Source organism: Halomonas alkalicola (assembly GCF_030704205.1).
In the GTDB taxonomy this organism is placed as follows: Bacteria; Pseudomonadota; Gammaproteobacteria; order Pseudomonadales; family Halomonadaceae; genus Halomonas; species Halomonas alkalicola.
Genome location: NZ_CP131913.1, coordinates 357,965 through 380,634, shown reverse-complemented (window position 1 = coordinate 380,634; position 22,670 = coordinate 357,965). Strand labels below are relative to the sequence as shown.

The following is a 22,670-nucleotide window of genomic DNA, read 5'->3' as shown; positions in this document are numbered from 1 at the left end:
CCCTCAGTGAGGGCGGCATGGCCAGGCTGTCGGCCAGCCCCGGCGCCAGGACCACCCCCAGGTGTCAGGCGACATGGAAAACTGCCCCCCAAGCGACACCGAAAACTGACCCCTCCGTGAGTTCACCAGGAGGGTCCGCCCATGAAGAAATCCGGATATAACGTTCCCCACACTCAGGTACGAGGGGAACCGATGCAGAGCCCAGAGGATGTCGCCGCCATGCTCCGCCTGAAGGCCTGTGGCTGGGGGACGAAACGCATCGCCGATGAACTCGGTATCAGCAGGAACACCGTCAAGCGCTACCTGCGCCAGGGCGGCTGGGCGCCCTACGCAAGCCCGCAGCGCAGCAAGTCGCTGGAAGGGCTGGAGGAATGGCTGAAGGCCCGCTTCCTGCAGCATGCCGGCAACGCCGCCGTGGTCCTGCAAGACCTGCAGCTCGAACACGGCCTCACGGTCAGCCTGCGTACGGTGGAACGCGCCTGCGCGCCCTTCCGTCAGGCCCTGGCCGCCGAAGCCAAGGCCACGGTGAGGTTCGAGACTCCGCCCGGCAAGCAGCTCCAGATCGACTTCGGCAGCCGCCACATCACCATCGATGGGGAGTCGGTCAAGGTCTTCCTGTTTGTCGCCACCCTGGGCTACTCCCGCCGCCACTACGTCCGCGCCTTCCGGCACGAGCGGCAGTCGGCGTGGTTCGCCGGCCTGGAAGGCGCCTTCCGCCACTTTGGCGGCGTGCCGGAGCAGGTACTGCTGGATAACGCCCGGGCGCTGGTCGATCACCACAACGCGGCGACCCGCGAGGTGGTGTTCAACGAGCGGCTGGCGGCCTTTGCCCGCTACTGGGGGTTCCGACCGGTGGCCTGTGCGCCGTACCGCGCCCGCACCAAGGGCAAGGACGAGCGAGGCGTCGGCTATGTGAAACGTAACGCCATCGCCGGCCGCACCTTTGCCTCCTGGGCGGCGCTGGAGGCCCACCTGATCTGGTGGATGCGCGAGATCGCCGACCAGCGGGTCCACGGCACCACCGGAGAGCTGCCGGCGGTGCGCTTCATCGCCGAACAGGCCAGCCTGCAGCCGCTCAACGACCGGGCGCCCTTCGAGCAGGCACGAGAGCTGAGCCGTCGGGTCCAGCGCGACGCCACCGTGGAGGTCGACACCAACCGCTACAGCGTGCCCTGGCGCCTGATCGGTGAGCCCGTCCAGGTCAGCGTGACCGACGGCGAACTGCGGGTGCACCACGCCGGCCGTGAAGTGGCCCGCCACCCGGAGCTGGGCGGGCGCCGCCAGGTGCGCTGCCTGCCGGAGCACCTGCAGGGCATCGTCGGCTACCGATCCCCCAAAGCGGACGCCGAGGAGGTCGTGGCGTCCAGCGAGATCGTGGCCACCTTGCCGCCGGCCGTGCTGCAGCGCGACCTGACCGAGTACGAAGCCGTGGTGGGAGGTGGCTGGTGATGACGATGCCCGAGACGGAGCGCCTGGATGCCATGCTGACGCGTCTCAAGCTGACCGCCATCCGCGAGCGGCTCGACACGCTGCTTGACGAAGCCGCACGCCGGGAGCTGACCCTGCGCGAGACGCTGGCCTACCTGTGCGAGCAGGAGGTGGCCCACAAGGAGCAGCGGCGCATCCAGATGGGCCTGAGCATCGCCCGCTTCCCGTTCCTGCGCACTCTGGAAGGGTTCGACTTCAGCGCCCAGCCTGCCGTCGATCCCGGTCAGATCCGTGAGTTGGCCTGCGGACGCTGGATCGCCAACGGCGATGCTCTGCTGCTGCTCGGCCCGCCGGGCGTGGGTAAGAGTCATCTCGCTGTGGCACTTGGCCGGGAAGCGGTCAAGGCCGGCTACTCAGTGCTGTTCACTACCGCCACGGCACTGATTACCCAACTGGTCCAGGCCCATGCCAATGGCGACCTGGAGGAACGGCTAAGGCACTTCGCCAAGCCCAAGCTATTGATCATCGACGAGCTGGGCTACCTGCCGCTGGAGCCGGGGGCGGCCAACCTGTTCTTCCAGCTGGTCACCCGGCGTTATGAGCGCGGCAGCCTGTTGGTCACCAGCAACCGAGCGGTCAGCGAGTGGGGCGAGGTGTTCGGTGACGCCGTGGTCGCCACGGCGATCCTTGACCGACTGCTGCATCACAGCCACGTCATCACCATCCGAGGCGACAGTTACCGACTGCGTGCCAAGCGCAAGGCCGGGCTGATCAAGCCCGACACCATCCACCATCACGATCAGGTCGTCAGGTAAGGGGGTCAGATTTCACTGTCGCCAGGGGGTCACTTTCTGATGTCGCTTGACACCAGGTCGAGCTTGGGCAGCGAGCATGCCTGGCAGGGGTCATGCAGCAGGGCAAGGGACGGCGCGTCCATCGGAATGCCTGACGGCGGCTCTTCCCCCCCCACAGCATCCGTGGCCATGTCTCGGGCGGCGTCAGCTGTTCCGTGCCGACATAGCAGCGGGTAACCACGGCGGTGCGCGGGGGGAGGGTGTGGAGAGTGGGCTCTAACGTCAGCGCAGGCGGGCGAGAGGCCCTGAGCGCCCTGTGCCGGTTGAGCCGAAACTCCCGGGGGGTCTGGCGATAGCGGCGCTGGAAGGCCCGGCTGAAGGCCGAGTGGTTGGTATAGCCGCAGCGCCCGGCGATCTCGCGCACGCCCCGCGGCGTGAAGGTGAGCAGCCGAGCGGCCTTCTCCAGGCGCAGGCTCTCCCGGTAGGCGCTCGGCGATAGCCCGAAGCACTGACGGAATCGGCGGCGTACCTGAGAGCTGGAGTAGCCCAGGCGCGCGGCCAGTTCCTCGAGGCTCTCTCCACTGGCGAGCGTCTCCTGCAGCCAGATCTCTGCTCGCATCATTTCGTTGAACATGGTCTGGCCCCTTCCTTGCGCGATGGTTCCCGGTGCGGGGCGTCCGTTCATTTTCAGCCTGGCGACGTCTGCAGTCGCTGCGAAAATGATCAGCGCCCTGACGGCCTGGTTACTTTATGCGGCCTAAGGGTTGGCAAAGGCAAGTTTGGGCAAGCTGTATGCGCGCTGGTGCACAGTCGCGATATCCTGTTGCCGGTCGGGTCGTGGCGCCATCATGGTCCCGGCCCTTCGCCGGGCAGTACGTTGGCGGTATAATAATGACTCGGGACATCGCGCTTATAAGTGGCTGGTTAACGCCCGCCTGGTTCGATGTTCATCTCCTCAGCCGTCCCCATGAACGACCGGAAACAGATGAAACAGCAGACCCAGCGCAAACCGATGGACGAGCGTGAGAAACTGCGCAAGTTCCGTGAACTCGATGATGCCTTTGCCGAGGCGCTTCGCGAACTCGATAACCCCGATGGACGTTCAGGGATGCCCGATGCGCCTTCCGAGGTGATCGCGTCTCCACTGGAGGAGCAGGAAGCGCCCCGCCAGAAGAACGTTGAGGAGAATGTCGAGAAGAGCGTCGAGAAGAGCGTCGAGAAGAGCTTCGAGGAGCGACTGCGAGCGCTGATGCAGGAGTATCAGAAGCCCGCCGAGCAGGTGTCCGAGCTGCTGGTGCAGCTCAAGGCGATGGGCCGAATCGTCTGATATCAGGAGCGCTAGCCGGTGGCGCACTCCAGGGCGGCGATGCGCTCCAGCGCCTGCTCACGGCGTTCGCCGCATAGCGCTGCATCGAAGCCGAAGCGCTCGCATACCGCCGGGCGGCGCGGGTCGCCGAACAGCCGGCACAGATTGTCCTCGTCCAGCTGCACGCAGCGCATGCCGGCCGGCTTGCCATTGCCATCCGGCATGCCGGGAATCGGCGTGCTGATCGAGGGGGCGATGCAGCAGGCGCCGCATCCCGGCCGGCAGGCCGCTGCGCTTGCCGGCGTGTCGTCGGTGGGCGTGATCATGGCGAGGCCTGCGCGATGGCGCCCTTGTCGATCCCCTCGAAGGCCTGCACCCGAGTGGCGCGCCCCGTCTCGCCGGCGATCTGCCGGGCCAGCCAGTCGGCGATCCACTCCACCGTGGTCGGCGTCGGCAGCACCTCACAGCGCTCCCTCGGCAGGCGCAGGAAGAACTGCCCCTGGGCCGTGCGATAGCGGCTGGTCAGCATCTGCTTCCAGGCCGGCTCCTCGTCCGTGACGATATCGGCCTGGTCGACCAGGTAGCGATCCGCGAGCCGCTCTGCCCACTCTCGCTCCAGCTCGGGAACGCGCTTCCCGCCCTGCCAGATATGTAGCCGCGAGCGGTGGCCATGGGCGATGCGCTGGCAGTTGCCGGCGTGGCGCCGCAGGCCATGGCTGTAGGTGTAGGCCGCTCCCTCGATCTCCTCTTCCCGCAGGCGCAGGCGGATATCGCTGACCCGCGGCGGCGGCCGGCGCATCAGCTCCGCCGCCAGGTGGTCGGCCAGGCGCTCGGCGCGGATCTCCCGCCAGGGCAGCAGGGTCAGCGCCTGGCGTGGGGCGCGCAGCTCCATTGTCCAGGGCAGGGTGGTGCGCACGCAGAGCCCCTCGCGGCAGTCATGGAGCTCCAGGCCGGGGGCCCGGGTGGGCACCAGCAGGGTATGGTCGGCACCGGCATCCAGGCGCTGCTTGATCCACGGCTTCACCTCGCCGAAGTCGAACAGCATGCCGTCCTCGCCGAGCTCCCCGTCGAGCTCCACGTCCACCTGCCAGCTGGCGCCGACCAGGCCCCGGGTCGGGCACCACCAGGAGACGTCGAGCTGGGTCAGGCGGTTGACGAATAGCGTCATCAGTCGATCCCCGTAATCTTGTGGGTCTGCAGCGACAGGCGCCACTGCGGGTGGGCGAGGCAGTAGGCGACGCTGGCGGCCATGGTGTCGGTCGTCGCGACGGCGATGGCGTCGTTCGCCGGGGGGGCAGGTCGCCCGCCGGCCCCGGTGTCCATGGGCTGCAGGAAGAAGTGCTCGAAGTCGAGCGAGGCGAAGCGCGCCGGCGGGGCCTCAGACTGTGGGTAGACCAGCTTCAGCTCGTTGCCCGCGGTGATGGCGAGTGCCGTCGCCCCCTTGGGGCTGACGCAGAGCCAGTCGATGCCGGCGGGGGCGGGCAGGGTGCCGTTGGTCTCCACGGCGACCTCGAAGCCCTGCTCATGCATCGCCTGAATCAGCGCCTCGTCGAGCTGCAGCAGAGGCTCGCCCCCGGTGAAGACCACATAGGGCGTGGCGCCTCTCACGCTCGGGCCGTCCTGCGCAGGCCAGAGCGCCGTCAGGTGCTCGGCCAGGGACGCAGCATCCGCAAAGCGCCCGCCGTTCTGACCGTCGGTGCCGAGGAAGTCGGTATCGCAGAAGGTACAGGCGGCACTCGCCCGGTCCGACTCCCGGCCGGACCAGAGGTTGCAGCCTGTGAAGCGGCAGAAGACGCTGGCGCGACCGGCCTGTCCGCCCTCGCCTTGCAGGGTATAGAAGGCCTCCTTGACGTGGTACATCAGGCCTCCTGATCGGGCTGCGGTGAGGCGTCGGTGGCGGACCGATCCGAATAGCCCAGGGGGTCGATCGCCCCGTTGGCGGCAAAGGCCGCCAGGCGCTCGCGGCAGCTGCCGCAGCGCCCGCAGGCAAGCCGCCCGCCCCGATAGCAGGTCCAGGTCTGGCCGTAGTCGAGCCCCATGGCCAGGCCATCGGCGAGGATCTCGGCCTTGCTGGCGCGCAGGTAGGGGGCGTGGATCTCGACGGGTTCGAAGTTGGCGATGCCAGCCACGGCGTTCATGCGCTCCACGAACTCGGGGCGGCAGTCGGGGTAGAGCACGTGATCCCCGCCGTGGGCGCCGTAGTCGACCCGGCCGGCGCCGATGTTCACCGCCTTGGCGATGGCGAGCGCCAGCAGGATCATGTTGCGGTTGGGCACCACCGTGGCGCTGAGGTTCTCCTCGCCGTAGTCGCCCTCGGGCAGCTCGCGGCCGGCGTCGGTGAGCGCCGAGCCATCGATCAGGCCGTGAATGGCGCGGATGTCCACCACCTGGTGAGGCACGCCGAGTTCGCGGCAGACGCTCTCGGCCACCTCGAGCTCACGGGCGTGGCGCTGGCCGTAGTCGAAGGAGAGGGCGTGGACGTCGAGCCCCTCGCGCAGCGCGCGGTGCAGCACGGTGTAGGAGTCCATGCCGCCGGAGTAGATCACCGCGGTGGTGCGGTCGGCCGCCGTGGGGGAAGCAGGAAGGGTCATGGGTCAGCTCTGGTCGGAGAATTTGTGGGGCCGTGGGTGCGGCAGTCCGGGGTCCGGTCCGGTGGCGCGCAGTGTACGCAAATCGACACTTTCTGGCCAGATTCGGCGGCAATTGCTAGACTTTCGCGCCTTCCCATCCCCCTGCACGCCGGAGCGCTTCTGCCCCGGCTGCCATCGTCCTGACAACGGTGACCTCACATGCAAGCCCCCGAACTGCTCTCCCCCGCGGGAACGTTCAAGAACATGCGCTACGCCTTCGCGTATGGCGCCGATGCCGTCTATGCCGGCCAGCCGCGCTACTCGCTGCGCGTGCGCAACAACGACTTCAAGATCGACAACCTGCACAAGGGCATCGCCTACGCCCATGAGCGGGGCAAGCAGTTCTACGTGGCCTCCAACATCGCGCCCCACAACAGCAAGCTGAAGACCTACCTGCGCGACATGGAGCCGGTGATCGAGGCCGGTCCCGATGCCCTGATCATGTCCGACCCGGGGTTGATCATGATGGTGCGCGAGCGCTGGCCCGACCAGGTGATCCACCTCTCGGTGCAGTCCAACGTGGTCAACTGGGCGGCGGCGAAGTTCTGGCAGCGCCAGGGCATCAGCCGCATCATCCTGTCGCGTGAGCTGTCCCTCGAGGAGATCGGCGAGATCCGTGCCGAGTGCCCCGACCTCGAGATCGAGACCTTCGTTCACGGCGCGCTGTGCATCGCCTACTCCGGGCGCTGCCTGCTCTCCGGCTACTTCAACCACCGCGACCCCAACCAGGGCACCTGCACCAACGCCTGCCGCTGGAAGTACAACACCGTGGCCGCCGCCCAGGACGAGACCGGCGACCTGGTGCCGGCCAACTCGGCGGCCGCCCATGCGGCCAGCGGCGTCTGGACCTCCGAGCAGGGCGGGGCTCAGGGCGGGTTGATCGCCTCCGGCGGCGGCAGCACCTCCTTCGCCGGCCTGTCCCAGACCACGGCCACCGCCGGCGGGGTGGAGGGCCAGGACGAGCTCTCGGCGCTGATCGAGGACCGCACCCGCCCGGGCGAGCTGATGCCGGTGTTCGAGGACGAGCACGGCACCTACATCATGAACTCCAAGGACCTGCGCGCCGTCCAGCACGTGCCGCGCCTGACCCAGATGGGCGTCACCTCGCTGAAGATCGAGGGGCGCACCAAGTCCCACTACTACGTGGCGCGCACCGCCCAGGTTTACCGTCGCGCCATCGATGATGCCGTGGCTGGCCGGCCCTTCGACATGCGCCTGATGGATGAGCTCGACAACCTCGCCAACCGCGGCTACACGGAAGGCTTCTATCGCCGCCACGTGCATGACGAGTACCAGAACTACGAGCAGGGCAACTCGGTGGGGGTGCACCAGCAGTTCGTCGGCGAGGTGATCGGCTATGACCCCGACCGAGGCGTGCTGGAGGTGGACGTCAAGAACCGCTTCGAGGTGGGGGACGGCATGGAGCTGATGCTGCCCGGTGGCAACCGCCGCTTCGTGCTCGAGCATATCGAGAACAAGCGTGGCGAATCCGTGGGGGTGGCACCGGGCTCCGGCCACGTGGTGCGCATCCCGGTACCGGGCGAGGCGATCGCGCCCGAGCGCATCGAGTTCGCGCTGCTGATGCGTGACCTCAAGGGCTGAGCCAGGTTCGACCCGCAGAGGCCCGGCATGCCGCATGCCGGGCCTCTTTGCATTCAGGGTGTTGCCACAGGCCGACAGTAGTTCCACACCGGCTGCATCATTGGCGACTAGTCTGATAGGCATCCCCCCATGGAACCGGAGGTTCACATGAGCAAGCGAATCGATCTGCGCCTGGCCCTGGCGGCTTCTAGCCTTGCGCTGGTGATGGCGGCAGGCCCCGCCCTGGCACAGCCCGCCGACCACCCCGGCCGAGGCCAGGGGGCCTCTCAGGCTCAAGGGCAGGGGCAAGGACAAGGACAGAGCCAGGAGCGGCGAGAGCAGGGGCCCCAGGGGCGGGGCGGTGATCGCGGCCAGCAGGAGCTTCGTGAGCAGGAGCGCTACCGCGACGGTGAACGCCGGGAGGGTGACTGGCGCGACCGCGAGCGTGACCGGGAAGGCTACCGGGATCGGGAGAGCTACCGGGACAGAGAAAGCTACCGTGACCGGCGCGACGCGGGCTATCGCGACCGTGAGCGTCGCGACGAGCGCTACCGCAGCGGTCCCAGCATCGACGAGCGGGAGCTGCGCCGCCTCTTCGGCGAGGGTCGCGACTGGGTTCGCGAAGATGATCGCGCCGCCCTGCCGCCGGGCATCCGCATGAACCTCGAGCGCGGCAAGCCGCTGCCTCCGGGCATCGCCAAGCGCTTCGACGACCGTGCGCTGGGCTACCTGCCGCGCTATGACGGCTACGAATGGCGCCGAGTGGGGCCCGATGCGATCCTGGTCGACGCCGCCAACGAGATCATCTACCAGGTGATTCGCGACGTCCTCTATTGATCCCGCAGGCTCGACACGCCGCCGTGGCAGGCCCCTCAGCGGCCGGCCGCGGCGGTTGCCATGCTGGCGTAGGATGGCTCCTGCATGGCACCATGGGCGCCTCTGCGCACCGGAAGATGATCGATGTTCAACGATAGTTCACTGCGCTGGCCCTGGCGGGTAGCGGCGGTGGGTGGCGTCGTGTTGATGGCGCTCTACCTGTGGATCTGGCACTCGCCTGACCTGGCGGATCTGCAGCGCTGGGCGGACGAGGCCTCCCACCATCCCGCCGTGATCATCAGCGTGATCCTGGTGATGGCCGTGACCCTGGCGCTGGGCCTGCCCGGCAGCATCGGGCTGTGGCTGATCGCCCCCTTCTATTCGCCCCTGGCGGCGACCCCCATGCTGATCGTGGGCAGCGTGCTCGGGGCCTTGGGCGCCTACTGGCTCTCGGCCCGGGTGGGCGATCGCTGGACGCCCAAGGGGCTCACCCGCAAGATCATGCGGCGCCTGGAGCAGCGCAGCGATTTCCTGACCCAGTGCGCCCTGCGTGTGCTGCCGGGCTTCCCGCACTCGGTGGTCAACTATGCCGCCGGCCTGCTGCGCCTGCCGCTGGGGACCTTCCTGATGGCGGCCATCATCGGTCTCGGCGTGAAGTGGGCGGTCTATGCCAGCGCCATCTATGGGGCGCTGGAGGCGGTGGAGAAGGAAGAGGCACTGAGCGTCAGCGTGGTGCTGCCGCTGCTGGCGCTCACCGTGCTGCTGCTGGTGGGCGCCTGGGTCAGGCGGCGGGTGGAGGCCAACGGCCAGGCCGCCAACGGCTAGCCTGGCCGGCGCCATCAGGGCTTGCGCAGCGAGGCGTTGAGGTGGTCGACCACCTCGGCCCAGTCGGCGTCCGCCTCGATGGCCTCGCGCAGGAACTCGGCCTGGCCCTCGTTCCAGCAGGGGGCGTCCGGCAGGGGGATCTCCTCGGGAATGGGACCGTTGCGCTCGATGAAGCGCTTGATCGCCTCCGGGTCCGATGCGAGGCCCAGCTGCTCGAAGAGTTCGGTGAAGGGGTGGTCGGGGTGATCCATGGTGGCTCTCCTTGCGGTGTTGGAATACCTCCCACCATAGCGGCTTGCGCCGCCCGTTGCATGACCGTCGTCAACGCTGGTGCAGGATGCCGTCACCGCTCTCCCACCAGCGGGGTGAGAAAGCGCCGCCGGCGCTCGTCATCCGCCAGCGGCTGGGCCAGCAGGTGGACCAACTTGGTCAGTGCCGCCTCCGGGGTCATGGCATCGGCCGACAACACCCCGGCCGCCTGAAGCCCCCGGCCCGCGGCATAGTGGTCGATGTCGATGCCGCCATGGGGGCACTGGCTGATCGCCGCCAGCAGCTTGCCCTGACCGCTGGCGTCGGCAAGCACGCCGAGCAGGTCACGATCCTGCGGCATGTTGCCGCCTCCCCACACCTCCAGCAGGGCCCCCTTGAGGGTCGGCGCCTCGAGCCAGGCCGCCACCTGGCGGGCGGTGATGCCCGGCCACAGCACGATGCGCGCCACTCCGCCCTCCGCCAGGGGGCCATAGTCGGGCAGCTCGAAGCGTGGGGCGCCGCGCTGCTGCTGTGCCAGGCCTCGTCCGGGATAGAGCACGGCGTCGTTGCCCACCCGCTCGCCGAGGAGCGGATAGTTGGGGGTGACGAAGGCGTGGGCGTCCCGCGTCTGCCACTTGCGTGCCCGCACGCCGCGCAGCAGCCTGCCGCCGAAGGCGATGGCCACCTCCTGAAGCGCCGGATTGATCGCGAAACGCAGCGCCAGTTCGACGTTGTCGGCCGCGTCGCTGTTCTCGGCTTCCAGCGGCTGCATGGCGCCGGTCACCACCACCGGGCGGTCCAGGCCCTGAAGCTGATAGGCGAGGCTCGAGGCCGTCCAGGCCAGTGTGTCGGTTCCGTGCAGCACCACGATGCCGGTGTGGTCCCGGAAGCGCGTGGCGATCAAGTCGGCCAGCCGCTGCCACTCCCGCGGGGTGGCGGCACTGGAGTCGATGGGGGCGGGTAAGGCCAGCACCTCATGGTCCGGCAGTGCCGCGCGGCGCTGGGCGGGCAGGCCGTCCAGGGCGCGAGCCAGGCGCGCCTCGATGTCGCCGCCGGGGGCGAGGCCGTGCTCGCCTGCCACCATGCCCAGGGTTCCCCCGGTGTAGATGACCAGCACAGGGCGCAGGGACGAGGAGGTGGCGTCGATGGGCATGGGGGCTCCGGGGCAGGCTTGGGCCGACCATGATACGAAGGGGTGGGCCCAGCCGCCAGGCTCAGTCGTCGACGCGCACTCGCACGCCCTCGGCGACCCGCTCGCCCGGGTGGGTGATGACGAGATCGCCGGCCTCCAGTCCGTCGAGCACCTGGGTGACGAGGCCGCTGCGCCGCCCCGGGGTGACCGGCACCCGCCGGGCGCGCGCCTCCTCCACGCGGAACACCGCCCACTCGCCGTCGGCGCGGAACAGGGCGCTGGTGGGCAGCTGCAGCACCTCATCGGCCTCCCAGACCAGGAACTCGGCGTCGACCCGGAAACCGCTGCCCAGGCCCAGGGCGGCGGGGTCGACCTCCTCGGCGAAGTCGACGATCACCGGCACCCGCTGCTCGTCGACGCCCAGCGCCGAGACCCGGGTGAAGCCGGCGGGCTCGATGCGCCGCATCGCGCCCGCCAACGTCTCCTCGCCGCCCCAGCCGGTCAGGCGAACCGCCATGCCGGGGCGGACCCGCACGGCATCCATGGAGAGCAGGTCCACCTGGATCTCCAGGTCCGAGAGGCTGCCGAGCTCGAGGATGCGCTCGCCGGCGGCCACGCTGCCCTCGCAGCAGCGATAGCGGGTCAGCACCGTGCCGCTGATGGGGGCGCGAATCGCGAGGGCAGGGTGGTCGGCATCGTCGCGCTGGCCGCTGGCCACCGCCAGCACGGCCCGGGCGCTCTCCAGCTCGAAGCGGGCCGCCTCGACGCTGGATGCCGCCGCGCTCTCGATGGCGCGCTGGCGGTCGCGCTGGCTGCGGCGCTGGTCGAGGTCGGCGGTGGAGACCAGGTTGCGCTGGTGCAGGGTGCGGTAGCGCTCGTACTCGGCCTCGGCGAAGCGCCGCTCGGCGCGGGTGGTCTCCAGGTTGGCCCGGGCGGCCGCGAGGCGCGCCTCGGCCGCCTGCAGCGCGTCCTCGGCCTGCTGGCGGGAGCGGGGATCCAGGGCCGGCGCGGGGCTGGGTTCGAGAAGGAACAGGGGCTGGCCCTGCTCCACCTCGTCACCGACTTCCAGCAGCACCCGCTGCAGGTAGCCGGCGATGGGCACTGAGACATTCCAGGTGTCGCGCAGCCGGGTGCGTCCCTCCTCAATCACCGAGTCGACGAAGGGGGCGGCCGTGACCCGGGCCACGCTGACCGGCACCGGCGCCGGGCGCAGCGCCAAGGCCAGCAGGGCCAGCATGGCCAGGGCGGCCAGGCTCCAGAAGAGGCGTCTCTGCCAGGGGCGAAGTGTCACGGTCGGTCTCCTTGTACTATTCCACGGCCTTGAGGACGCGCAGCTTGTCCAGGCGGCCCAGGCGTCGCACCACCAGTAGGGCGACCACCAGCGAGGCGGCCAGCACGCCGCTGGCGGCGATGCCGAAGGCCTGGGGAGTGAGCACCAGCGGAATGCGGAACAGGTCGCTGCTGAAGGCCTGGTTGAGCAGGCGGCTGAAGACGATGCCGATGACCCAGCCCGGCGGCAGGGCGGCGAGCGTCAGCAGGGCGATCTCGCCGAGCAGGATGCGCGACACCTCGGCACGGCTGTAGCCCAGCACCTGCAGGGTGGCGAGCTCCCGGGCGCGCTCGGCGAAGGTGACGCGAGCGTTGTTGTAGACCACGCCGAAGCTGATCGAGGTGGCGATGGCCACGAAGATCACCGCGAACAGCAGGATCGTCTCGTCGAGGTAGTCGCGGATGCCCCGCTCGGCCTGGTCGAGCCGCCCGATGGCGGCCACCCCGGGCATCTCCCAGAGGGCGGCGTTGAGCGCCTCGCGGTGGTTGTCATCCACCAGCAGCCAGGCACCGCTGATCGCCGGCCCCTCGCCCATCAGCGCATTGAGCCGGGGGCGGGTGAGATAGGCGCCTACGCCGAGGGGTTCGTCTACCAGGGCGGCCAGCGGCAGCATCACCTGGCGCCGCCGCCCCTCCATGATCGCCACCTCCAGCTCGTCCCCCACCCGGGCATCGAGGGAGTCGGCCAGGTGGCGGGTCAGCATCAGGCCCTCCTCGGGCAGGCGCTGGGGACGGCCCTGGCCATCCAACACCTGGCGCAGCTGCGGCTCGGGCTCCATGCCCAGCAGGCTGGTGCGCTCCTCGCGATGGCCGTGAATCAGGGTGACCGGCACCCGGCACCCGGCGCCAGGTCTCCACGGCGAGCACCCCGGGCAGGTGGCGCAGCTCGCCGGCGGCTCGGGCCGGGGTCGCCTCGGCGAAGGTGAGCTCCATGTCCATGCGCAGCACCTGGCGATACTGCTGGTCGATCATCGCCTCCACGGCGTCGAGCTGGTAGGCGCCCATCATCAGCAGGCCCGCGGAGAGGGCGATGCCGGCCACCGAGAGGCCGGCCTTGGCCGGGTGTCGGGCGAGGTGGCGCAGGATCATGCGCCCCTCCTGCCCCAGCAAGGCAGCGGGCAGCAGGCGCTCCAGCCAGCTGCGGCGAAAGCGCAGCGGGGCCGGCGGGCGCATCGCCTCGGCGGGCGGTCGGCTGACCGCCTGCCAGACCGCTCGCCAGGTGCCGAGCAGGGTCGCCAGGGCCACCACCGACAGCGACAGCGCCAGCGCCCACAGCGGCACCCGGAAGGGCATCTCGGGGAAACGGAAGTACTCCCGATAGAGGCTGGCCATGCCGCTGGCCGCCCAGGCCCCCAGGGCCACGCCCAGCGCCCAGCCGAGCAGCACGATCATCCCGGCCAGCAGGCCGAAATGGCGGGCCAGCTCCCCGTCGCGGTAGCCGAAGGCCTTGAGCACGGCGACCTGCTCGCGCTGGGTCTGGATCAGGCGGCCCATCACCACGTGGAGCAGGAAGGCGGAGACCGAGAGGAAGATCGCCGGCAGCACCGTGGCCTGGATGCGCTGCTGGTTGAGCTCCTCGTCGAGGAAGCGGTGGGAGGGCTGGTCGTCGCGGGTCCAGGCGCCAGTGCCACCGTAGCGGGCCAGCGCCAGGTCGAGGGCGTCGATCACCGCCTCGCGTTGCGCCCCGGCCTGCAGGGTCAGGGTCAGCTGGTTGAAGGCGCCCTCCATGCCGAAGGCATTGGCCAGCGTACGCTGGTTCATCCAAAGCACGGCGTAGCGGCGGTAGTCGGGCATCAGGTCGGTGGGGGCGACCTGGTAGAGGAACTCCGGGCTCAGGGCGATGCCCGCGAGCTGCAGCCGCACACGGCGACCGTCGATGATCGCCTCCAGGCTGTCGCCCGGGACCAGCCCATGGGCCTCGGCGAAGGCATCGGAGACCACCGCCTGGTCGTCGCGGCCCGCCTCGGGCAGGCCGCCGGCCACCAGGTGCAGGCGGTTGAGCATCGGCTGACGCCCATCGGGGATCGACTGGGCCAGCCCGCGGATGGGGTCGTCGAAGCCCGCCACCGAGAGGCGCATGGCGGCCTGCACCCGGGGTTCGATCAGGTTGACCCCCTCGATCTCCTGCAGGCGGCTCACCACGCCCAGCGGGGCGCGCTTGACGTCGGCGAACACCTCGGCGAAGTGGTGGCTGGCGTAGAAGCGCTCCCTGGCCCCGGAGAGCGCCTCCAGGGTGGTCACCGAGAGGATCAGGGTCATCACCCCGCCGGAGATCACCACGGCGATGGCCAGGGCCTGGCCCTTGAGGCGCCAGAAATCGCGGAGCAGCTTGCGGTCGAGGGTCCTCACGGCGGCCTCACCAGCGCAGCTCGCGGGCGGGGCGGCGGGTGGCGTTGACGTGGATCTCGTCGACCCGGCCGTCGCGCAGGCGGATCACCCGGTCGGCCATCTCGCCGATCACCTCGTTGTGGGTGATGATCGCCACCGTGGTGGCGGTCTCGCGGTTGACGGTCTCGAGGACCTCGAGGACGCGGATGCCGGTGCGGAAGTCCAGGGCGCCGGTGGGTTCGTCGCAGAGCAGCAGATCGGGCTGCTTGGCCACCGCCCGGGCGATGGCCACCCGCTGCTGCTCGCCGCCGGAGAGCTGGGAGGGAAAGTGGTCGAGGCGCTCGCCGAGGCCGACCATGGCCAGCGCCGACTCCGGGCTCATCGGGCGGCGCGCGATCTCGGTGACGATGGCCACGTTCTCCCGGGCGGTGAGGCTGGCGATCAGGTTGTAGAACTGGAACACGAAGCCGACGTAGTGGCGGCGAAAGCGGGTGAGTTCGCGCTGGCTGGCGCGGGTCAGGTCGCGGCTCTGGCCGCGGTGGTCGACGTAGCGCACCTCGCCGCCGCTGGCACTGTCGAGGCCGCCGAGGATATTGAGCAGGGTGGACTTGCCGGAGCCCGAGGCGCCCAGCATCACCAGCAGCTCTCCGCGGTAGAGGGCCAGGTCCACGCCGCGCAGGGCCTGGATGGTCACCTCGCCCATCGGGTAGCTGCGCGTCAGCCCGCGGGCCTCGAGGGCCACCGCCTTGTCATCGCCCATGCGTCACCGCTGCCGGAAGGGTTTGCCTCGAGTCTAACCGCGGCCGTGGAGGGCCGCCATTGATCGCGGACAAGCCTGGCGGTCCGCGTTGTCAGCGGGTGACCAGGCGCCCCTCGGCATCGATCTCCAGGCGTCGGTTGCGGCCGGCGAACAGGGCGAACAGGCCAGCCAGGGCGCAGACCGACATCAGCACGATGGTGATGGTGGCAAGGCCCAGATCGAGCTGCAGCATGACCCCTACACCCAGCGGCCCCAGGGCGGCCAGAGTATAGCCGCCGCCCTGGGCCAGGCCGGAGAGCTTGCCGGCCAGCCGGGAGTTGCCTGAGCGCAGCACGATCAGCGTCAGCGCCATGCTGAAGCCGCCTCCCTGGCCGAGCCCCAGCAGCATGGCGCCCGGCCAGCGCAGCGCATCCGGCCCTTGCAGCAGCAGCCAGAGGCCGGCCGCGGTGATGCCCAGCGACAGGCACAGGGCCGGGCGCTGGTCACGGCCCAGGCGAGCCAGCCATGGCGCCGAGAGCGCCGAGACCACCTGGATCATGACCGAGGCGCCCATGACCCAACCGGCCTCGCCCTCGCCGTAACCCCGGGCCACCAGCAGGGTCGGCAGCCAGCCGAAGACGATATAGGCCAGCGACGACTGGAGCCCCATCAGCAGCATGACCTGCCAGGCCAGCGGCTGGCCGAGCACGTCGCGCATGGAGCCGCCGGCGCTGGGCAGCGTGGCTTCGTCCCGGCGTGGCGCCATCAGCAACCAGGCCGCCAGGGCCAGAACGGCAAGCGCCGCCCAGCTGGCCAGGCCCAGATGCCAGCCGCCCAGCCACTCGGTCAGCGGAATGGCGAGCCCAGCCCCCAGGGCGCCGCCCAGGCACAACGCCATGGTGTAGACGCCGGTCATCAGGTCGGCGCCGGCGGGCAGCTCGCGCTTGACCAGGGCGGGCAGTAGGGTGCCGGCCACGCCGATGGCGGCGCCCACCATCAGGGTGCCGAGGAAGAGGGGCGCGATCAGGGGGATACCACGCAGCGCGAGCCCGCCGGCCAGCAACGCGAGGCCGGCGGCCAGGGCCCGCTCCGGGCCCAGCCGCTTGGCCAACCAGGGGGCCAGGGGTGCGAAGAGCCCCAGGCAGAGCACCGGCAGGGTGGTGAGCGCGCCGATGGCGAGCGGCGAGAGGCCGGTATCCTGCTGGATGCGGGTGAGCACCGGGGCGAGGCTGGAGAGGGCGGGGCGCAGGTTGAGGCCCACCAGCACCATCAGGCCGATGAAGACCAGCAGCAGGCGGCGGTTCGGTTGGGGGGAGCGGGGGTCCGTGGTCTCCGGCATCGCAGACATCGGCGTTGACTCGTCGGGTGAAGGGGGCAAATAGATTAGCATGTTAAGCTTCATGGCCCCACGTCGGCAGGCTGCCCCCCCCCTCGGCACCCCCTCCCGGTCACCCTGACCTCGTACGGACTTGTTCAACCTGCCGCTGGCCCTCTTGCCCGCAGAGTCCGCTTGGCCCATAGGGCTCTCCAGCGGCGCGCTGTGGGCCGTGGCGGTGCTGGGCGTGCTCTGCACGGCGCTGGGCCGCGTGGTCTACTTCACCCTGGTGACGGCCATGGGGGACGCCTCCCAGCGCCGCTAGGGCGTCGGCAAAGAGGCTCGTGGACGGGGCCTTCGCAGAAGCCGGAAACGACACGACCGCCTTGCGGCGGTCTCACGCCTGCCGGCGACCTCCGCCACCGCCGCCACCACCGCGACGCCGGCGCGGCGCCTGGGACTGCTCGTCGCGGCCGCGCTGGCCCTGGCCGTTGCCGCGGCCCTGGCCGCGACCGCCGCCGCCACGATTGCGACCGTTCTCGATCGGCTCGGGCTTGGCGTTGGGGTCGGGCTCGAAGCCGGGCTCGATGCGCTTCTCGAGATCGCGCTTGATTAGGCGCTCGATGCCCTTGAGCAGGCCGTGCTCATCGACGCAGACCAGCGAGACCGCCTGGCCCTCGCTGCCGGCGCGCCCGGTGCGGCCGATGCGGTGCACATAGTCCTCGGCCACGTTGGGCAGCTCGAAGTTGACCACGTGGGGCAGCTCGCTGATGTCGAGGCCGCGGGCGGCGATATCGGTGGCCACCAGCACCTGCAGGTCGCCGCTCTTGAAGGCGGAGAGCGCCTTGGTGCGCGCCGACTGGCTCTTGTTGCCATGGATCGCCATGGCCGGGATCTCCTGCTTGGAGAGCTGCTCGGCCAGGCGGTTGGCACCGTGCTTGGTGCGGGTGAAGACCAGCACCTGGTGCCAGTTGTGCTGGCTGATCAGGTGGGCCAGCAGCTCGCGCTTCTTCTCGCGGTCCACGCGATAGATCGCCTGGTCGACGGTCTCGGCGGTGGTGTTGCGACGCGCCACCTCGATCATCGCCGGACGGTCCAGCAGCTTGTTGGCCAGCGCCTGGATGTCATCGGAGAAGGTGGCCGAGAAGAGCAGGTTCTGGCGCTTCGGGGGCAGTACCCGGAGGATCTTCTTGATGTCGTGGATGAAGCCCATGTCGAGCATGCGGTCGGCTTCGTCGAGCACCAGGATCTCCACCTTGGAGAGGTCCACGTGCTTCTGCTGCTGCAGGTCGAGCAGGCGACCCGGAGTGGCGACAAGGACGTCGAGGCCGGGGCGGATGGCATCCACCTGGGGCTGCTGGCCCACGCCGCCGAAGATCACGTGGCTCTTGAGGGTCAGGTGGCGGCCGTAGTCGGCCACGCTCTCGCCCACCTGGGCGGCCAGCTCGCGGGTCGGGGTGAGCACCAGGGCGCGCACCTCGCGGCGGCCGGGGCGCGGGCCACCGGCCAGGCGCTGGAGCATCGGCAGGGTGAAGCCGGCGGTCTTGCCGGTACCGGTCTGGGCGCTGGCCAGCAGGTCGCCGCCCTCGAGCACGGCAGGAATCGCCTGGCGCTGGATCGGGGTCGGAACGGTGTAGCCCTGTGCCTCTACGGCACGCAGCAGTTCGGCACGCAGGCCGAGGTCGGAAAAGGTCATGCGGTCTCCGCAGAAACGCCTCGGCCGTGCCACGCAACGTCGCGTGGCCAGTCCCGGGCCGGGGCGTGAGAAATTCGGGTAGGCGCGGCAGGAGGGACTCGATGGTTGCCGCGTGGCAACATTATGCCAGATCGAGGCGGCCGGCGCAGCTACTTCCCGTCCGCGTCTGCGGCGAGGCTTGTGCGGATGCGGGCCAGGGTGGCGGCGTTGAGGCCGGTGATCTCGTCGAGACCCTCGGCGCCGAGCACGCGCAGCTGGTCGAGGTCGCTGATGCCGTGGGCGAACAGGCGCCGGGCCGTGACCGGGCCGATGCCGTCCAGGGCGGTCAGCCCGCGGGCATGGCGGTTGAGGAAGGCCTCGTGGGCGTCCTCGTCGAGGCCGTCGCAGGCGCCGTCCTGGTAGAGCTGGCAGGCCAGGCGGTCGACCCCGCGGCGCACGTCGGCAAGCATCGGCAGCGCCACGAAGTCATGCTGTGCGGCCAGGGCGTCGAGCTCGGCCAGCGCCCGGTCGGCGACCCCGAGCTCCGCCAGGGCCTCCTGGCCGTGGGTGTCGCTGGCCAGGGCGATCAGCAGGGCGCGGCGGGCGCGCCGGGCTATCTCGCGCAGCTCGAGGGCGATGGCATGGCGGAACTCGCGTTCGGCGAGCTCCCGGGTCAGGTCGTCGTGCATGGTGTCATCCCTGTCGGTGAAAAGATGTCCCTGGGGGCCTCAGATGACCATAGCCCAGCGCCGGGCGCTCTGCCTGCGGCGCTCAGCGCGCGCGGCGCACCGCCTCGGCGAGCTGGTCGGCCGCGCTGTCCCAGCCGCGGCCCAGGGCGCGCACCAGTGCCGGGTAGCCGTCGTCGTCGAGCTCGGTCTCCACCTGCAGGGGCGCCATGGCCAGCAGGCGCCCCTCGGCGTCGCGCAGCTGCCACTGGCCGCCGATCACGGCCAGGCCGTCGTGGCGACCCTGGAAGCGGTCGAGCTCCAGGCGCAGGCTGAGGGCGCCGGGTTCGCGCACGCCGGCCTCGTCCAGCATCACCCGGGTATCGGGCAGCCGGGCGGCCAGGCGCAGGCGCAGGCCGCGCTCGAGCTGGCGGCCCAGGGCCTCGGCCCACTGATGGCCGCGGGCCTCCACCAGGGTAATGTCATCCACCTGCATCACCAGGCCGTCCACGTCCAGATAGTGGGCCAGACGCGGCGGGCGCAGCAGCAGCAGGTGAGTCGCCTCGGCGCCGGCCGCCGAGCCTGCCGCCTCGGGCAGGGTATAGCGCGCAGGTTGGGGGCTCGAGCTGGCGCAGCCGGCGAGCCCCGCCGTCACCGTAAGGGCCGCCAGGGCGGCCAGCATCCATCGCCTCGTCATCGTCTCGTCTCCTTGTCGAGGGGCGTCTTGTGCCGACAGTCGCCGTCAGTCGCCATCGTACTCACCGCGGGGCCCGGGGCATGGGGTCCTCGGTCTCCAGGCTGTCGAAGAGCAGGGCGCGGGGGTTGTCGGAGAGGGTGCGTGCCACCGGCTGGAGGTCCCGCATCAGCCGCTCAAGGCGCTCCACGGCGCCGGTCAGCTCCTGGTAGGCGCTGGAGCCGGGCGAAACCCCCTGCAGGGTCTCGCGCAGCTCCACCAGGGTGGCGTTGAGGTTGGCCGGCACCTCCCGGGTGCCCGGGTCCGCCAGCAGGGCGTTGAGCGAGGCGGAGAGCTCGCGCACCTCACCCAGCATCGCCTCGGAGGCGGCCAGGTTGCGATCGAGGCCGGCCAGCAGCGGCTCCACCTCCAGGTCATTGAGCTTGGCCAGCAGCTCGGTCACCTGAGCCTCGATCAGCGCAAAGCCGCCGGCGACCGTGGGGAAGACCGTCTTGTCGGCGAAGGTCTCGGCCACGTGCTGGCCGGCCAGGTCGCTGTTGAAGTTGAGGTCGACGAACAGCGCCCCGGTGAGCAGGTTGCCGCTCTTCAGGCTGGCGCGCAGCCCCACGCCGAACAGGCGGTCGAAGCGCTCGCGCCATTCGGAGAGCACGACGTCCTGGTTCTCGATGCCCAGTCGCTGCGGCTCGATGCGGATCAGCACCGGGATGGAGAAGCCGGTGCGGCCCTCGGGCTGGGGGGCGTTGAAGTTCCAGGGGACCGCCGCCACGGTGCCGATGCGCACGCCGCGGAACTCCACCGGCGCCCCTCGGGAGAGGCCGCGCACCGAGTCGTCCACCAGCAGCACGTACTCCAGGTAGCGGTTGAAGGTGCCCTGGCGGGCGCTGTCCTCGTCGGGATAGAGGTTGAAGGTGACGTCGGGCTCCACCGGGCCGCCCAGCGGCAGGTCCTCCGGCACCCCGAAGGTGACGCCGCCCCCCAGCAGCGCCTCGAAGGACTCCACGTTGACCCGAAAGCCCTCGGAGTCGAGGCGCAGGTCGATGCCGCTGGCCGACCAGAAGCGGGTGCTGTCGGTGACCAGGGTGTCGTAGGGCGCCTCGATGAAGATGCGGTGCTGCATGCGCCGGGTCTGGGCATCGAAGAGGGCGTCCTCGACGCGGCCCACGGTATAGCCCTGGTAGGTGACCGGGTCACCGACCCGAAGCGAGTTGCCGAGCTGGCTGACCAGGTTGATGCGCAGGCCAGCCGCCCCCGCCGGGGCCACCGGCGGCTGGTCGCTGACCTGGAACTCCCGGGAGGCGACTTCACTGCCGCCCGGCTCGAGCTGGATGAAGGCGCCGGAGAGCACCGTGCCCAGCCCGCTGATCCCCTCGCGGCCCACGCGGGGCTTGACCACCCAGAAGCGGCTGTCCTCGACCAGCATGGCGTCGGTGTCGGGGCTCATGCGGGCGGTGATCACCGCCGTCGACAGGTCCTCGGAGAGCTGCACCCGCTCCACGCGGCCCACCTGGACGTTGCGGGTCTTGATGAGGGTGCTGCCGGCCTCGATCCCCTCGGCGTTGGCCATCACCAGGGTCACCTGGGGGCCGCGGCTGCGGTAGTTGTCATAGACCAGCCACAGGCCGATCAGGATGGCCACGATGGGCACGATCCAGATCGGCGAGAAGCGGGCCTGGGGAGAGGGCTTGGCCCGGTGCAGGTCCTGGTCGGGCGCGGCCTCGCCGCGGGGGGTATCGCTCATCCGGTATTTCCTTGTGAATCCTGGCGGGTGACGTGGGGCGCCGGGTGCGTGCCCTCTGGGGTTCGTCGGCGGTCATCGCGGGGCAGCGGGGCATCCCAGAGCAGCCGCGGGTCGAAGGTCATGGCCGCCAGCATGGTGATCACCACCACGGCGCCGAAGGCCAGGGCGGCGGGCCCAGGGGTGATCGACATCAGCGAGCCGGCACGGATCAGCGCCACCAGGATCGCCACCACGAAGATGTCGATCATCGACCAGCGGCCGATGAATTCGGTGAGCCGGTAGAGCCGGGTACGCACGGCGGCATTGAGCTCGCTGCTGCGGCTCACCACCAGGCAGAGCCAGGCCAGCGCCACCAGCTTGCCCACCGGCACGATGACGCTGGCGATGAAGATCACCGCGGCCACCGGCCAGGAGCCTAACTGGACCAGCTCCACCACGCCGCCGATGATGGTCGAGGGGCTCGTGTGGCCGAGGCTGGTGGTGGTCATGATCGGGTAGACGTTGGCGGGAATGTACATCACCGTGGCGGCGGCGAGCAGGGCCCAGGTGCGCTGCAGGCTGTGGGGCAGTCGGGCGCGCAGACGGTCGCCGCAGCGTCGGCAGCGCCCGCGCCCTCGTTCATCCAGGCGACCGATCAGGCCGCAGGTGCCGCAGCCGGCCAGTCTCTGGGGGGCGGCGGTCTCGCCAGTGCGGGTGCCCTCCGGAGCCCGGGGCTCGCCGGCCAGGGAGAACCACATCCAGTCGGCATCGATGGACTGGGTGGTGAAGAGCAGCAGCAGGGCAAAGGCGCAGAAGGCCCAGAAGGAGACCCCCAGCTCGATCTGGGCCATGCCGGCGACCTTGATCAGGCTGACCAGGGCGCCAATGATGAAGACATCGGCCATCATCCAGGGGTTGAGCTGGGCCAGGGAGCGGGCGATGGCGCGGCTGGCGGGCAGCGGGTCATCGCGCAGCAGGCCGAGCTGCAGCCAGATCACTCCCAGCAGGTAGACCGCCGGCAGCACGATGATGGTGAGGATCACTGCGCCGGCCACCACCGGTTGATGAAAGCCGATCAGGGTGGTGGCGGTCTGGGAGAGCTCGATGCGGTTGCCCACGCCGCCCACGCTGAAGCTGATGAAGGGAAAGGAGAGCGCCATGGCCAGCGCCAGCAGGGCCGATAGCGCCAGCGCCATGCTGCGCTGGGCTGGCCGCAGGTGGCGCTTGACCAGCGTGTGCCCGCAGCGCGGGCAGTCGGCCTGTTCGCCGCCGCGCAGCGGGGGGAGGGCGACCACCCAGTCGCACTCCTGGCAGGCGCGCAGGCGTCGCCGCGCCCGGGATTCGGGCGGCGTGCGATCGACCCTCGGGGCCTCGGTGGGCAACGAGGGCATGCGATCCAGAAGGCGAAGGGGGCGCTGGGCCAAGGGCGTGGTCACTCCTGCTGACG

General features: G+C 70.2%; 24 protein-coding genes. 7 read left to right on the top strand and 17 right to left on the bottom strand.

Translation table 11 applies throughout. The features are described 5' to 3' along the window. Positions 1–141: 141 nt before the first annotated feature. Entirely contained in the window at positions 142–1,449 is a 1,308-nt protein-coding gene (istA, locus tag B6N23_RS01810) for an IS21 family transposase (RefSeq protein ID WP_379687598.1), read from the top strand. After that, on the top strand, positions 1,449–2,243 hold the full coding sequence (gene istB / locus B6N23_RS01805) for an IS21-like element helper ATPase IstB (RefSeq protein WP_305499182.1): 795 nt from the start codon (positions 1,449–1,451) through the stop codon (positions 2,241–2,243). Before istA ends, istB begins: the two co-directional genes overlap by 1 nt. On the opposite strand, the gene B6N23_RS01800 is transcribed toward istB, so the two are convergent. Then, positions 2,236–2,856, bottom strand: a complete 621-nt coding sequence (locus tag B6N23_RS01800; protein ID WP_305501511.1) for a helix-turn-helix domain-containing protein — start codon at positions 2,854–2,856, stop codon at positions 2,236–2,238. The genes istB and B6N23_RS01800 overlap by 8 nt on opposite strands. Before the next feature lie 351 nt (positions 2,857–3,207). Here B6N23_RS01800 and B6N23_RS01795 point away from each other — a divergent pair, with 351 nt between their 5' ends. Then, positions 3,208–3,549: a hypothetical protein gene (locus B6N23_RS01795; RefSeq protein WP_305501510.1), complete on the top strand. Its 342-nt coding sequence runs from the start codon at positions 3,208–3,210 to the stop codon at positions 3,547–3,549. 11 nt (positions 3,550–3,560) lie between these two features. On the opposite strand, the gene B6N23_RS01790 is transcribed toward B6N23_RS01795, so the two are convergent. The 4 genes from B6N23_RS01790 to queC are packed head-to-tail and all read right to left on the bottom strand — an operon-like array spanning position 3,561 to position 6,119. Further along, a complete protein-coding gene (locus tag B6N23_RS01790) occupies positions 3,561–3,854 on the bottom strand; it encodes a YkgJ family cysteine cluster protein (protein WP_305501509.1) in 294 nt (97 codons plus the stop codon). Further along, positions 3,851–4,696, bottom strand: coding sequence for a 6-carboxytetrahydropterin synthase (locus B6N23_RS01785; RefSeq protein ID WP_305501508.1), 846 nt, complete (start codon positions 4,694–4,696; stop codon positions 3,851–3,853). Before B6N23_RS01785 ends, B6N23_RS01790 begins: the two co-directional genes overlap by 4 nt. Next, positions 4,696–5,388, bottom strand: a complete 693-nt coding sequence (queE, locus tag B6N23_RS01780; RefSeq protein WP_305501507.1) for a 7-carboxy-7-deazaguanine synthase — start codon at positions 5,386–5,388, stop codon at positions 4,696–4,698. Before queE ends, B6N23_RS01785 begins: the two co-directional genes overlap by 1 nt. Beyond that, positions 5,388–6,119: a 7-cyano-7-deazaguanine synthase QueC gene (gene queC, locus B6N23_RS01775; RefSeq protein WP_305501506.1), complete on the bottom strand. Its 732-nt coding sequence runs from the start codon at positions 6,117–6,119 to the stop codon at positions 5,388–5,390. The genes queE and queC overlap by 1 nt, the downstream gene beginning before the upstream one ends. Before the next feature lie 198 nt (positions 6,120–6,317). Here queC and trhP point away from each other — a divergent pair, with 198 nt between their 5' ends. The 3 genes from trhP to B6N23_RS01760 all read left to right on the top strand — a co-directional run bounded on the left by trhP (position 6,318) and on the right by B6N23_RS01760 (position 9,380). After that, positions 6,318–7,760 (top strand): prephenate-dependent tRNA uridine(34) hydroxylase TrhP, encoded by a 1,443-nt coding sequence (gene trhP, locus B6N23_RS01770; RefSeq protein ID WP_305501505.1) that lies wholly within the window; start codon positions 6,318–6,320, stop codon positions 7,758–7,760. Between the two features lie 147 nt (positions 7,761–7,907). Continuing rightward, positions 7,908–8,576, top strand: coding sequence for an anti-virulence regulator CigR family protein (locus tag B6N23_RS01765; protein ID WP_169958463.1), 669 nt, complete (start codon positions 7,908–7,910; stop codon positions 8,574–8,576). 123 nt (positions 8,577–8,699) lie between these two features. Then, on the top strand, positions 8,700–9,380 hold the full coding sequence (locus tag B6N23_RS01760) for a TVP38/TMEM64 family protein (RefSeq protein WP_305501504.1): 681 nt from the start codon (positions 8,700–8,702) through the stop codon (positions 9,378–9,380). A 14-nt stretch (positions 9,381–9,394) separates the two neighbouring features. Here the strand turns inward: B6N23_RS01760 and B6N23_RS01755 are convergent, their stop codons facing one another. From B6N23_RS01755 to B6N23_RS01725, 7 genes are all read right to left on the bottom strand, one after another. Next, complete coding sequence (locus tag B6N23_RS01755; RefSeq protein WP_305501503.1) at positions 9,395–9,631, bottom strand: DUF2789 domain-containing protein; 237 nt, start codon at positions 9,629–9,631, stop codon at positions 9,395–9,397. A gap of 92 nt (positions 9,632–9,723) precedes the next feature. Beyond that, a complete protein-coding gene (locus tag B6N23_RS01750) occupies positions 9,724–10,782 on the bottom strand; it encodes an asparaginase (protein WP_305501502.1) in 1,059 nt (352 codons plus the stop codon). 61 nt (positions 10,783–10,843) lie between these two features. After that, positions 10,844–12,052 carry an efflux RND transporter periplasmic adaptor subunit gene (locus B6N23_RS01745; protein WP_305501501.1) on the bottom strand — a complete coding sequence of 403 codons (1,209 nt, stop codon included), beginning with the start codon at positions 12,050–12,052 and terminating at the stop codon, positions 10,844–10,846. A 16-nt stretch (positions 12,053–12,068) separates the two neighbouring features. After that, the gene (locus B6N23_RS01740; RefSeq protein ID WP_305503918.1) at positions 12,069–12,542 is read right to left on the bottom strand and encodes an ABC transporter permease; all 474 of its coding nucleotides are present in this window, start codon (positions 12,540–12,542) and stop codon (positions 12,069–12,071) included. Positions 12,543–12,579: 37 nt separating this feature from the next. Further along, on the bottom strand, positions 12,580–14,439 hold the full coding sequence (locus B6N23_RS01735) for an FtsX-like permease family protein (protein ID WP_305501500.1): 1,860 nt from the start codon (positions 14,437–14,439) through the stop codon (positions 12,580–12,582). Between the two features lie 7 nt (positions 14,440–14,446). Beyond that, positions 14,447–15,178: an ABC transporter ATP-binding protein gene (locus B6N23_RS01730; RefSeq protein WP_169958458.1), complete on the bottom strand. Its 732-nt coding sequence runs from the start codon at positions 15,176–15,178 to the stop codon at positions 14,447–14,449. Positions 15,179–15,269: 91 nt separating this feature from the next. After that, entirely contained in the window at positions 15,270–16,496 is a 1,227-nt protein-coding gene (locus B6N23_RS01725; protein ID WP_305503916.1) for an MFS transporter, read from the bottom strand. Between the two features lie 130 nt (positions 16,497–16,626). Here B6N23_RS01725 and B6N23_RS01720 point away from each other — a divergent pair, with 130 nt between their 5' ends. Beyond that, positions 16,627–16,797, top strand: a complete 171-nt coding sequence (locus tag B6N23_RS01720; RefSeq protein ID WP_305501499.1) for a hypothetical protein — start codon at positions 16,627–16,629, stop codon at positions 16,795–16,797. A 72-nt stretch (positions 16,798–16,869) separates the two neighbouring features. Here the strand turns inward: B6N23_RS01720 and B6N23_RS01715 are convergent, their stop codons facing one another. The 5 genes from B6N23_RS01715 to B6N23_RS01695 all read right to left on the bottom strand — a co-directional run bounded on the left by B6N23_RS01715 (position 16,870) and on the right by B6N23_RS01695 (position 22,614). After that, a complete protein-coding gene (locus B6N23_RS01715; protein WP_305501498.1) occupies positions 16,870–18,168 on the bottom strand; it encodes a DEAD/DEAH box helicase in 1,299 nt (432 codons plus the stop codon). Positions 18,169–18,317: 149 nt separating this feature from the next. Then, positions 18,318–18,836, bottom strand: a complete 519-nt coding sequence (locus B6N23_RS01710; protein WP_305501497.1) for a helix-hairpin-helix domain-containing protein — start codon at positions 18,834–18,836, stop codon at positions 18,318–18,320. An 82-nt stretch (positions 18,837–18,918) separates the two neighbouring features. After that, the gene (locus tag B6N23_RS01705) at positions 18,919–19,509 is read right to left on the bottom strand and encodes a PqiC family protein (protein ID WP_119023557.1); all 591 of its coding nucleotides are present in this window, start codon (positions 19,507–19,509) and stop codon (positions 18,919–18,921) included. A gap of 61 nt (positions 19,510–19,570) precedes the next feature. Then, positions 19,571–21,244 carry an intermembrane transport protein PqiB gene (gene pqiB / locus B6N23_RS01700; RefSeq protein ID WP_305501496.1) on the bottom strand — a complete coding sequence of 558 codons (1,674 nt, stop codon included), beginning with the start codon at positions 21,242–21,244 and terminating at the stop codon, positions 19,571–19,573. Next, the gene (locus tag B6N23_RS01695) at positions 21,241–22,614 is read right to left on the bottom strand and encodes a paraquat-inducible protein A (RefSeq protein ID WP_305503914.1); all 1,374 of its coding nucleotides are present in this window, start codon (positions 22,612–22,614) and stop codon (positions 21,241–21,243) included. The genes pqiB and B6N23_RS01695 overlap by 4 nt, the downstream gene beginning before the upstream one ends. Between the last annotated feature and the right edge of the window lie 56 nt (positions 22,615–22,670).